This is a genomic window from Pseudomonas chlororaphis subsp. chlororaphis (assembly GCF_003945765.1).
Classification (GTDB): Bacteria; Pseudomonadota; Gammaproteobacteria; order Pseudomonadales; family Pseudomonadaceae; genus Aquipseudomonas; species Aquipseudomonas chlororaphis.
Genome location: NZ_CP027712.1, coordinates 942,310 through 954,015 on the forward strand (window position 1 = coordinate 942,310; position 11,706 = coordinate 954,015).

At 57.6% G+C, this 11,706-nt stretch carries 10 protein-coding genes and 2 tRNA genes; all 12 read left to right on the forward strand.

The window, feature by feature from the left end:
- Positions 1-45 precede the first annotated feature (45 nt).
- The 12 genes from rlmE to rbfA all read left to right on the forward strand — a co-directional run bounded on the left by rlmE (position 46) and on the right by rbfA (position 11,706).
- A complete protein-coding gene (gene rlmE, locus C4K27_RS04120) occupies positions 46-675 on the forward strand; it encodes a 23S rRNA (uridine(2552)-2'-O)-methyltransferase RlmE (RefSeq protein ID WP_007920869.1) in 630 nt (209 codons plus the stop codon).
- A 201-nt stretch (positions 676-876) separates the two neighbouring features.
- A complete protein-coding gene (gene ftsH, locus C4K27_RS04125; protein ID WP_009046930.1) occupies positions 877-2,781 on the forward strand; it encodes an ATP-dependent zinc metalloprotease FtsH in 1,905 nt (634 codons plus the stop codon).
- Between the two features lie 8 nt (positions 2,782-2,789).
- Positions 2,790-3,641 (forward strand): dihydropteroate synthase, encoded by an 852-nt coding sequence (folP, locus tag C4K27_RS04130; RefSeq protein ID WP_053259605.1) that lies wholly within the window; start codon positions 2,790-2,792, stop codon positions 3,639-3,641.
- Between the two features lie 16 nt (positions 3,642-3,657).
- Positions 3,658-4,995 carry a phosphoglucosamine mutase gene (glmM, locus tag C4K27_RS04135; RefSeq protein ID WP_009046932.1) on the forward strand — a complete coding sequence of 446 codons (1,338 nt, stop codon included), beginning with the start codon at positions 3,658-3,660 and terminating at the stop codon, positions 4,993-4,995.
- Positions 4,996-5,061: 66 nt separating this feature from the next.
- The gene (tpiA, locus tag C4K27_RS04140; protein WP_053259606.1) at positions 5,062-5,817 is read left to right on the forward strand and encodes a triose-phosphate isomerase; all 756 of its coding nucleotides are present in this window, start codon (positions 5,062-5,064) and stop codon (positions 5,815-5,817) included.
- A gap of 4 nt (positions 5,818-5,821) precedes the next feature.
- Entirely contained in the window at positions 5,822-6,205 is a 384-nt protein-coding gene (gene secG / locus C4K27_RS04145) for a preprotein translocase subunit SecG (protein ID WP_009042126.1), read from the forward strand.
- Positions 6,206-6,234: 29 nt separating this feature from the next.
- Positions 6,235-6,320: transfer RNA gene (locus C4K27_RS04150), tRNA-Leu, on the forward strand.
- 96 nt (positions 6,321-6,416) lie between these two features.
- Positions 6,417-6,493: transfer RNA gene (locus tag C4K27_RS04155), tRNA-Met, on the forward strand.
- A 130-nt stretch (positions 6,494-6,623) separates the two neighbouring features.
- The gene (gene rimP, locus C4K27_RS04160) at positions 6,624-7,082 is read left to right on the forward strand and encodes a ribosome maturation factor RimP (RefSeq protein WP_007920877.1); all 459 of its coding nucleotides are present in this window, start codon (positions 6,624-6,626) and stop codon (positions 7,080-7,082) included.
- A 47-nt stretch (positions 7,083-7,129) separates the two neighbouring features.
- The gene (gene nusA / locus C4K27_RS04165; protein WP_007920878.1) at positions 7,130-8,611 is read left to right on the forward strand and encodes a transcription termination factor NusA; all 1,482 of its coding nucleotides are present in this window, start codon (positions 7,130-7,132) and stop codon (positions 8,609-8,611) included.
- A gap of 26 nt (positions 8,612-8,637) precedes the next feature.
- Positions 8,638-11,151 carry a translation initiation factor IF-2 gene (infB, locus tag C4K27_RS04170; RefSeq protein ID WP_007920879.1) on the forward strand — a complete coding sequence of 838 codons (2,514 nt, stop codon included), beginning with the start codon at positions 8,638-8,640 and terminating at the stop codon, positions 11,149-11,151.
- Between the two features lie 159 nt (positions 11,152-11,310).
- Positions 11,311-11,706: a 30S ribosome-binding factor RbfA gene (gene rbfA, locus C4K27_RS04175; protein WP_007920881.1), complete on the forward strand. Its 396-nt coding sequence runs from the start codon at positions 11,311-11,313 to the stop codon at positions 11,704-11,706.

Sequence of the window (11,706 nt, forward strand, 5' to 3'; positions counted from 1 at the left end):
GACCGCCCACTTAATCACGACCCGTTTTATTTTTTGAGGTGGCCCGTGGCCCGTTCCAAGACAAGCCATAACTGGCTGAAAGAGCACTTCAACGACCCATTCGTCAAAATGGCGCAAAAAGATGGGTACCGTTCGCGTGCCAGCTACAAGCTGTTGGAAATCCAGGAAAAGGATCGCCTGATCCGTCCTGGAATGAGTGTTATCGATCTGGGCGCGGCGCCAGGGGGCTGGTCGCAGGTGACCAGTCGTCTGATCGGCGGGCAGGGGCGACTGATCGCTTCCGACATTCTGGAAATGGATAGCATCCCTGATGTCACCTTCATTCAGGGCGACTTCACCGAAGATGCAGTGTTGGCTCAAATCCTTGAGGCGGTCGGAAATTCCCAGGTGGACCTTGTGATTTCCGATATGGCCCCCAATATGAGTGGTACGCCTGCCGTAGATATGCCGCGGGCGATGTTTCTGTGCGAGTTGGCACTTGATTTGGCGGGGCGGGTTCTGCGTCCCGGTGGCGACTTCCTGATAAAGATTTTCCAGGGAGAAGGTTTCGACGAATACCACAAGAACGTTCGCAAGATGTTCGACAAGGTGGTGATGCGCAAACCGAGTTCTTCCCGTGATCGTTCTCGCGAGCAGTATCTGCTGGGACGTGGCTTTCGCGGGCGTATCGAGTAAAGGTTGTTTTTGACCGGGTTGATAGTTTTTTCGTATTTCGCCCCGGGGGCTTAAGCGAATATTGTGTAACCTGGGTTTCACAAAGGGTTACAGACGGCGCCTGCCAGAGCTGTAGGTAATGTAGTAAGTTAGGTCGGTGAATATCATGCGAAGCGCGCGCCAGCAGCGGAGCTTGCTTCAGAGGGTAGTTAATTGAACGATATGGCAAAGAATCTGATCCTGTGGTTGATCATCGCGGCTGTCCTGGTGACGGTGATGAACAACTTCTCCAGCCCTAACGAGCCGCAGACCCTCAACTATTCCGACTTTATCCAGCAAGTTAAGGATGGCAAGGTCGAGCGCGTAGCCGTTGATGGTTATGTGATTACCGGCAAGCGCAACGATGGCGATAGCTTCAAGACCATTCGTCCTGCGATTCAGGACAACGGCCTGATTGGTGACCTGGTGGATAACCACGTGGTCGTCGAAGGCAAGCAGCCTGAGCAGCAAAGCATCTGGACCCAACTGCTGGTCGCTAGCTTCCCGATCCTGGTGATCATCGCCGTCTTCATGTTCTTCATGCGGCAGATGCAGGGTGGTGCTGGTGGCAAGGGCGGGCCGATGAGCTTCGGCAAGAGCAAGGCGCGCCTGTTGTCCGAAGATCAAGTGAAGACCACATTGGCGGATGTCGCGGGTTGCGACGAGGCCAAGGAAGAAGTGGGTGAACTGGTTGAGTTTCTCCGCGATCCGGGCAAATTCCAGCGCCTGGGTGGACGTATTCCTCGCGGCGTGTTGATGGTTGGCCCGCCGGGTACCGGTAAGACCTTGCTGGCCAAGGCCATCGCCGGTGAAGCCAAGGTTCCGTTCTTCACCATTTCCGGTTCCGACTTCGTCGAAATGTTCGTTGGGGTGGGTGCCAGCCGCGTTCGCGATATGTTCGAGCAGGCCAAGAAACATGCCCCGTGCATCATCTTCATCGACGAGATCGATGCCGTTGGACGCCATCGTGGTGCCGGCATGGGGGGTGGTCATGATGAGCGTGAACAGACACTCAACCAGCTGCTGGTAGAGATGGATGGCTTTGAAATGAACGACGGCATCATTGTTATTGCCGCCACCAACCGTCCTGATGTGCTGGACCCAGCGCTGCTGCGTCCTGGTCGCTTCGACCGTCAGGTTGTGGTTGGTTTGCCGGATATCCGTGGCCGCGAGCAGATTCTGAAAGTTCACATGCGTAAAGTGCCAATGGGTGAAGATGTCGCCCCGGCCGTGATTGCCCGTGGTACGCCCGGCTTCTCTGGTGCCGACCTGGCCAACCTGGTGAACGAGGCGTCGCTTTTCGCTGCTCGTAGCGGCAAGCGTATCGTCGAGATGAAAGAGTTCGAGCTGGCAAAAGACAAGATCATGATGGGCGCGGAGCGCAAATCCATGGTCATGTCCGAGAAGGAAAAGCAGAACACGGCTTATCACGAAGCGGGTCACGCCATTGTCGGTCGCGTAGTGCCTGAGCACGATCCGGTCTACAAGGTTTCGATCATCCCGCGTGGTCGGGCTCTGGGTGTAACCATGTTCCTGCCGGAAGAGGATCGCTACAGCTTGTCCAAGCGTGCGCTGATCAGTCAGATCTGCTCGCTCTACGGCGGTCGTATCGCTGAAGAAATGACATTGGGCTTCGATGGTGTAACTACCGGTGCTTCCAACGACATCATGCGCGCGAGCCAGATTGCGCGGAACATGGTGACCAAATGGGGGCTTTCCGAAAAACTGGGTCCGTTGATGTACGCCGAAGAAGAGGGCGAGGTCTTTCTGGGACGCAGTGCTGGCAGCCAGCATGCAAGCCTGTCTGCGGAAACCGCCAAGCTGATCGACTCCGAAGTTCGTAGCATCATCGACCAGTGCTATGGCACCGCCAAGCAGATCCTCACGGATAACCGCGACAAGCTGGATGCGATGGCCGATGCCTTGATGAAGTATGAAACCATCGATGCCGAGCAGATCGACGACATCATGGCTGGTCGTACCCCTCGCGAGCCTCGCGACTGGGAGGGCGGCTCGGGTACCACGCCTCCGGTGGTGCAGAACGAACGTCCAGAGACACCGATCGGCGGTCCGGCTGCTGACCACTAAGGTTTGAAATGACTTCTATGTCGTCCTCGACCCGGTTGCCTTGCGGCAACCGGGTTCTTGATTTGGCCCATACACATGTCATGGGCATTCTTAATGTAACTCCCGACTCCTTCTCCGATGGTGGCCGTTTCAGTCAGCTTGATGCTGCCTTGCGCCATGCCGAAGGTATGGTGCTGGCGGGCGCGACGCTCATCGATGTGGGGGGCGAGTCCACTCGTCCTGGTGCACGGGCAGTATCGCCGCTTGAAGAGCTTGAGCGGGTAGCACCTATCGTCGAACGCATCCATCGTGAACTGGATGTCATTATTTCGGTCGATACATCCACGCCTGCGGTCATGCGTGAAACTGCGCGTCTAGGTGCGGGATTGATCAATGATGTCCGCTCGTTGCGGCGGGATGGTGCGCTGGATGCTGCAGCAGCTACAGGTTTACCGGTCTGCCTTATGCATATGCTCGGTGAGCCTGGCGATATGCAGGACAATCCGCAGTATCGGGATGTAACCAAAGAAGTGGGGGAATTCCTGGCTGACCGTATGGCTCAGTGTGCAGCAGTGGGTATCGGATCGGAACGGATCATTCTGGATCCGGGTTTTGGCTTCGCGAAGACCCTGCAGCACAACTTGAGCCTGTTCAAGCATATGGATGCCCTGCATGCCCTTGGTCGACCTCTGCTGGTCGGAGTTTCACGAAAGAGCATGATAGGTCAGGCATTGAGTCGCCCCGTCGGCGAGCGGCTGTATGGCGGACTGGCTCTTGCCGCTCTGGCAATGTCCAAAGGGGCAAAGATCCTGCGGGTCCATGATGTGGCTGAGACGGTGGATGTCGTGCGGATGATTACAGCTGTGGAGTCAGCCGAATAAGAATGATGGAGCACTTATGAGCAAGAAATACTTTGGCACCGACGGCATTCGCGGTCGTGTGGGCGTGTACCCTATTACTCCCGATTTCATGCTCAAGCTGGGCTGGGCTGCGGGTATGGCCTTTCGCAGTATGGGTGCCTGTCGTGTGTTGGTGGGCAAAGACACGCGCATTTCCGGTTACATGTTCGAGTCTGCGCTTGAGGCGGGCCTGTCCGCTGCTGGTGCGGATGTAATGCTGCTGGGTCCGATGCCCACTCCTGCCATCGCCTATCTGACTCGCACTTTCCATGCCGAGGCGGGGATCGTGATCAGTGCCTCGCATAATCCTCACGATGACAACGGCATCAAGTTCTTCTCGGGTGAAGGCACCAAGCTCCCGGATGAAGTCGAGTTGATGATCGAAGAGTTGCTGGATGCGCCGATGACTGTGGTGGAGTCCAGCAAGCTGGGTAAGGTATCGCGCATCAATGACGCCTCGGGCCGTTACATTGAATTCTGTAAGAGCAGCGTTCCTTCCAGTACCAGCTTTGCGGGTCTGAAGATTGTTGTCGATTGTGCCCATGGTGCGACCTACAAGGTAGCGCCCAGTGTTTTCCGTGAGTTGGGCGCTGAAGTGGTGGTGCTCTCCGCACAGCCTAACGGTCTGAACATCAACGACAATTGCGGCTCGACCCACATGGGGCAGTTACAGGCTGCGGTATTGGCCGAGCACGCCGATCTGGGTATCGCCTTCGATGGTGATGGCGACCGGGTGTTGATGGTCGACCATACAGGCGCCATTGTCGATGGTGACGAACTGTTGTTCATCATTGCCCGGGATCTGCATGCGCGTAACAAGCTGCAGGGTGGTGTGGTCGGTACCTTGATGAGCAATCTGGGTCTCGAGCTGGCTTTGGCTGATCTGGGTATTCCATTCGTGCGCGCCAATGTCGGTGACCGTTATGTCATTGCCGAGCTGCTTGAGCGCCAATGGCTGGTAGGCGGTGAAAACTCCGGCCATATCGTGTGCTTCCAGCACACCACCACGGGTGATGCGATCATTGCCGCCCTGCAGGTGCTGATGGCACTGAAACGGCGTGATGAAGGCTTGGCACAGTCGCGTCAGGCGCTGCGCAAATGTCCGCAGATTCTGGTCAATGTCCGTTTTGGCGGTGGTGCCAATCCTGTCGAGCATCCGGCTGTGAAAGAGGCCTGCGCGCGTGTCACTACCGCGATGGCTGGGCGTGGGCGGGTGTTGCTGCGCAAGTCGGGCACCGAGCCTTTGGTTCGCGTCATGGTCGAAGGTGATGATGAAGCCCAGGTCCGTGGCTATGCTGACGAACTGGCAAAACTGGTTGCGGAAGTTTCTGCCTGATTTCGGCTTGCCAGTGTTGATGCGGTTGGGTAACATCTGCGCCCACTTTGACCGACGAGGTACAGCATGCGTCGCCCTATGGTAGCTGGTAACTGGAAAATGCACGGTACCCGCGCCAGCGTCGCTGAGCTGATCAATGGCCTGCGTCATCTGGCCTTGCCTAGCGGTGTTGATGTCGCGGTATTCCCGTCTTGCTTGTATATCAATCAGGTGATTGATGGCTTGAAAGGCAAGTCGATTTCGGTCGGCGCGCAGAATTCTGCGGTGGAGCCCATGCAAGGTGCGCTGACAGGGGAGATTGCTCCGAGTCAGCTGGTGGATGCAGGTTGTTCCCTGGTGTTGGTTGGGCATTCCGAGCGTCGCCTGATGATGGGTGAGCGTGACGGTACGCTGAATCGCAAATTCGCAGCAGCACAGGCTTGTGGTTTGAAGCCGGTCTTGTGTGTAGGGGAAACCCTCGAGCAGCGCGAGGCCGGGAAGACTCTTGAAGTTGTCGGGCGTCAGCTGGGTAGCATCATCGAAGAGTTGGGTGTTGGCGCGTTTGCCAATGCCGTTATCGCTTACGAGCCGGTCTGGGCCATTGGTACCGGGCTGACTGCTTCGCCGCAACAGGCCCAGGATGTGCACGCAGCCATCCGGGCGCAGTTGGCGGCAGAGAATTCTGAAGTGGCACGAGGTGTGCGGCTTCTATACGGCGGCAGCGTGAAGGCGGCCAATGCGGTCGAACTGTTCGGCATGCCGGATATCGATGGGGGGCTCATTGGTGGAGCTTCCCTGAATGCAGATGAGTTCGGTGCGATTTGTCGCGCCGCGGGAAACTGAAAAAATGCTGGAAACAGTCGTAGTCGTTTTTCATCTGCTGGGTGCGCTGGGCGTAGTGGCTCTGGTATTGCTGCAGCAGGGTAAAGGTGCGGACGCTGGCGCGTCTTTCGGAGCAGGTGCTTCAAATACTGTGTTCGGAAGCCAAGGTTCCTCTACCTTTCTTAGTAAGTTTACTGCTATACTTGCCGCAGGTTTTTTCATAACCAGCTTAGGGTTAGGTTACTTTGCTAAAGAGAAAGCTCATGAGCTGACTCAAGTAGGTTTGCCAGATCCAGCGGTGCTTGAAGCGCCAAAGCAAAAACCGGCTTCTGATGATGTCCCGGTGCTCCAAGAGCAAAAGTCGGCAACCAATGCGACTGACGTACCTCCAGCTCAAGAGCAGAAGTAAGAAGAGTTTCAGGCAGTAACGTAGTCTATGCCGAGGTGGTGGAATTGGTAGACACGCAACCTTGAGGTGGTTGTGCCCATAGGGTGTAGGGGTTCGAGTCCCCTTCTCGGTACCAATTATCAGGAGAGCCCGCTGTTGCGGGCTTTCTTGTAGGTGGAAGGTTACATTGACCCAAAAAGGGATCGGTCGTATACTTCCGCCCCAGCTTTGTCGCGGGGTGGAGCAGTCTGGTAGCTCGTCGGGCTCATAACCCGAAGGTCGTCGGTTCAAATCCGGCCCCCGCAACCAGTTTTAGCGGAGCCCCTTTTCAGGGGCTTTTTGTTAGCTGGACACTTTATAACGCCGCTATTCAACGGCGTTTCCGGGATGGGCGCTTCGCCCATTTTTTATTTGCACAAGCATGCACGAGGGGGTTCAGGTGTCGAGCAAGCTAGAACAGTTGCAGGCCTTGTTGGCCCCGGTGGTCGTGGCCCTTGGCTATGAATGCTGGGGTATCGAGTTTTCGGCTCAAGGTCGCCACTCACTGTTGCGCGTTTATATCGATAAAGAAGGCGGTGTGCTGGTGGACGACTGTGCCATCGTCAGCCGTCAGATCAGCGGCGTTCTGGATGTCGAAGATCCGATCTCCGTTGAATACACCCTTGAAGTTTCCTCTCCTGGCATGGAACGCCCGCTGTTCACCCTTGAACAGTTTGCCAAGTATGTCGGTGAACAAGTGAAGATCAAGCTGCGCTCGCCTTTTGAAGGCCGGCGTAATTTTCAGGGCCTTCTCCGCGGGGTGGAGGAGCAGGACGTCGTGGTGCAGGTGGAAGACCACGAGTTCCTGTTGCCGATCGACATGATCGACAAGGCCCACATAATTCCCAGTTTTGACTGAGACGCGGATCCCGCGGATCCAATGGCTTGCGAAAGGCGAGGCGTACGATGAGCAAAGAAGTACTGCTGGTTGTTGAGTCGGTATCCAATGAAAAGGGTGTACCGGCAAGCGTAATTTTTGAAGCGCTGGAGCTGGCTCTGGCCACTGCTACCAAAAAGCGTTTCGAGGACGAAGTTGATCTGCGTGTGGAAATCAATCGCCACACCGGTGCTTACGAGACTTTCCGTCGCTGGACGGTAGTCGAGGAAGCCGATCTGGACGATCCGGCTGTGGAAACCTGGCCGAGCAAGGTCCAGGAAACCCATCCGGGCGCTAAGGTCGGTGATGTCGTCGAGGAAAAGATCGAGTCGATCGAATTCGGCCGCATTGCTGCGCAGACCGCCAAACAGGTCATCGTGCAGAAAGTCCGCGAAGCCGAGCGTGCTCAAGTTGTTGACGCTTACCGCGAGCGCTTGGGTGAAATCATCTCCGGCACCGTGAAAAAGGTGACCCGCGACAACGTGATCGTCGACCTGGGTAACAACGCTGAAGCGCTGTTGGCCCGTGAAGACATCATTTCCCGCGAGACTTTCCGTGTTGGCGTGCGTCTTCGTGCGCTGCTCAAGGAAATCCGCACCGAGAACCGCGGCCCGCAGCTGATCCTGTCGCGCACCGCGCCGGAAATGCTGATCGAGCTGTTCCGTATCGAAGTGCCGGAAATCGCCGAAGGCCTGATCGAAGTCATGGCTGCCTCCCGTGATCCGGGTTCGCGCGCCAAGATTGCGGTCCGTTCCAAAGACAAGCGCATTGACCCTCAGGGTGCGTGCATTGGCATGCGCGGTTCGCGCGTCCAGGCCGTTTCCGGTGAGTTGGGCGGTGAGCGTGTGGATATCGTCCTGTGGGACGACAACCCGGCGCAGTTCGTGATCAACGCCATGTCGCCGGCTGAAGTCGCGGCAATTATCGTCGACGAAGATGCCCATGCCATGGACATCGCCGTTGGCGCAGACAATCTGGCTCAGGCCATCGGTCGCGGTGGTCAGAACGTGCGTCTGGCTAGCCAGTTGACTGGCTGGACCCTGAACGTGATGACCGAATCGGACATCCAGGCTAAGCAGCAAGCTGAAACCGGCGACATCCTGCGCAACTTCATCGATGAGCTGGAAGTCGACGAAGAGCTGGCACAGGTGCTGGTTGATGAAGGCTTCACCAGCCTGGAAGAGATTGCCTACGTACCGTTGGAAGAAATGCTCAACATCGACGGCTTTGACGAAGACATCGTCAACGAGCTTCGCGCTCGTGCCAAGGATCGCTTGTTGACTAAAGCCATCGCTACTGAGGAAAAGCTGGCAGACGCCCATCCGGCCGAAGACCTGCTCTCGCTTGAGGGTATGGACAAGGATTTGGCGATGGAACTGGCGGTGCGCGGCGTAATTACCCGCGAAGACCTGGCCGAGCAGTCTATTGACGACCTGCTCGACATCGACGGCATTGACGATGATCGTGCCGGCAAGTTGATCATGGCCGCCCGAGCCCATTGGTTCGAGTAATAGGCGCGGCCTGAGGAGAGAAGTGCATGACGCAAGTCACGGTGAAACAACTGGCCGATGAGGTCAAAACACCGGTAGAGCGCCTGTTGCAGCAGATGCGTGAGGCAGGTCTGCCGCACACCGCCGCCGAGGAACATGTGACCGACAGTGAGAAGCAATCGTTGCTGACTCACTTGAAGAGCAGCCACAAGGCGAAAGTGGAAGAACCGCGCAAGATCACGTTGCAGCGTAAAACCACCAGCACCCTGCGTGTGGCTGGCAGCAAAAGCATCAGCGTTGAAGTACGCAAGAAGAAAGTCTTCGTACAGCGCAGCCCGGAAGAAATCGAAGCCGAGCGCCAGCGTGAACTGGAAGAACGTCGCGCAGTAGAAAATGCTGCACGTCAGAAGGCTGAAGAAGAAGCCAAGCGTCGCGCCGAAGAAGAAGCGCGTCGCCAGCCTGCTGCTGCGCAACCTGCTGCCGTTGAAGCGGTTGCCGCACCTGCGGTGGTTGCCGAGCCGATTGTTGAAGATGTTCCTGTTGTCGCTCCAGCGCCGGTCGCTGAAGTGCGCAAGAAGGACGAGCAGCGTCGTCCGGACAAGAGCCGTAACGACGACAACCGTCGTGGTGGCGATGGCGAGCGTAAAAACGCTCCGCATCGTGCTTCCGTCAAGGAAAAAGCTCCGGCTCCACGCGTTGCCCCACGTACCACCGACGAAGAAAGCGATGGCTTCCGTCGTGGTGGTCGCGGCAAGGCCAAGCTGAAGAAACGCAATGCTCACGGTTTCCAGAGCCCAACCGGCCCGGTCGTGCGTGAAGTGAAGATCGGCGAAACCATCACTGTTGGCGATCTCGCCCAGCAGATGTCGGTCAAGGCTGCCGAAATCATCAAGTTCATGTTCAAGCTGGGCACCCCGGCCACCATCAACCAGGTACTGGACCAGGAAACTGCCCAGCTGGTTGCTGAAGAGCTGGGCCACAAAGTGACCCTGATCAGCGACACCGCCCTGGAAGATTCCCTGGCCGAGTCCCTGAAGTTCGAAGGTGAAGCGGTTCCTCGTGCGCCAGTAGTGACCGTAATGGGTCACGTTGACCACGGTAAGACCTCGCTGCTCGACTACATCCGTCGTGCCAAGGTAGCGGCTGGCGAAGCCGGCGGCATCACCCAGCACATCGGTGCGTACCACGTTGAAACCGAACGCGGCATGGTCACCTTCCTCGATACCCCGGGTCACGCCGCGTTTACCGCCATGCGTGCTCGTGGTGCCAAGGCGACCGACATCGTGATCCTGGTGGTTGCAGCGGACGACGGCGTGATGCCGCAGACCGTTGAAGCCGTTCAGCACGCTCAGGCGGCTGGCGTACCTCTGGTGGTCGCGGTGAACAAGATCGACAAGCCGGGTGCTGACCTTGATCGCATCCGTAGCGAACTGTCGGTTCACGGCGTGACTTCCGAAGACTGGGGTGGCGATACTCCATTCGTTCCGGTTTCCGCGAAGATGGGTACCGGTGTCGACGAATTGCTCGAAGCCGTACTGCTGCAGGCCGAAGTGCTCGAACTGACCGCCACTCCTTCGGCTCCTGGCCGTGGTGTCGTGGTTGAATCGCGCCTCGACAAGGGCCGTGGCCCGGTGGCGACCGTACTGGTTCAGGACGGTACCCTGCGTCAAGGCGACATGGTGCTGGTCGGCTCGAACTATGGCCGCGTGCGCGCCATGCTCGACGAGAACGGCAAGCCGATCAAGGAAGCAGGTCCGGCCATTCCGGTCGAGATCCTCGGCCTGGACGGTACCCCGGACGCTGGCGACGAGATGAGCGTGGTTGCCGACGAGAAGAAAGCCCGTGAAGTGGCTCTGTTCCGTCAAGGCAAGTTCCGCGAAGTCAAACTGGCTCGCGCTCACGCCGGCAAGCTGGAGAACATCTTCGAAAGCATGGGCCAGGAAGAGAAGAAGACGCTCAACATTGTCCTCAAATCCGACGTCCGCGGTTCGCTGGAAGCTCTGCAAGGCGCTCTGAACGGCCTGGGCAACGACGAAGTACAAGTGCGCGTAGTCGGCGGCGGCGTCGGTGGTATCACCGAAAGCGACGCCAACCTGGCCCTGGCTTCCAACGCTGTACTGTTCGGCTTCAACGTGCGTGCCGATGCCGGCGCTCGCAAGATCGTCGAGCAGGAAGGTCTGGATATGCGTTACTACAACGTGATCTACGACATCATCGAAGACGTCAAGAAAGCCCTGACCGGTATGCTGGGCAGCGACGTTCGGGAGAACATCCTGGGTGTTGCCGAGGTTCGTGACGTGTTCCGTTCGCCGAAGTTCGGCGCGATCGCCGGTTGCATGGTGATCGAGGGTGTCGTTCACCGTAACCGTCCAATCCGTGTACTGCGTGAAGACATCGTTATCTTCGAAGGCGAGCTGGAATCCCTGCGCCGCTTCAAGGATGACGCTTCCGAAGTGCGTGCCGGCATGGAATGCGGTATCGGCGTGAAGAGCTACAACGACGTCAAAGTCGGCGACAAGATCGAAGTCTTCGAGAAGGTTCAGGTTGCTCGCAGCCTCTAACTCGCGCACTTCAAGAGCCATGATGGCCAGTTGCACGCAAATGCACGGCGCATCGTCCGGACTCTAAACGCAACGCCCGGTCTGGCTTCTGTCAGGCCGGGCGTTTGCCGCTTTCAGACCTTGCGGGTTTCACCGCGAGGCAGCAACAGGTAACAAGACATGGCAAAAGAATACAGCCGCACCCAACGTATCGGCGACCAGATGCAGCGTGAGCTCGCTCAGCTGATCCGTCGTGAAGTCAAAGATCCGCGCGTCGGCCTGGTCACCATCACCGCCGTTGAAGTCAGCCGTGACGTCGGTCACGCCAAGATCTTCATCACCGTGATGGGCCAGGACAACGCTGACGATATCGCTCAGAGCATCAAGGTGCTCAATTCGGCCGCCGGCTTCCTGCGTATGCAGCTGGCTCGCGAGATGAAGTTGCGCAGCGTTCCACAGCTGCACTTCCACTACGACGAAAGCGTCGTGCGGGGGGCGCATCTGTCGGCCCTGATCGAGCGCGCCGTGGCCGAAGACAGCCAGCACGCCGCTACACCCGAAGACGCCAAGGAGTAA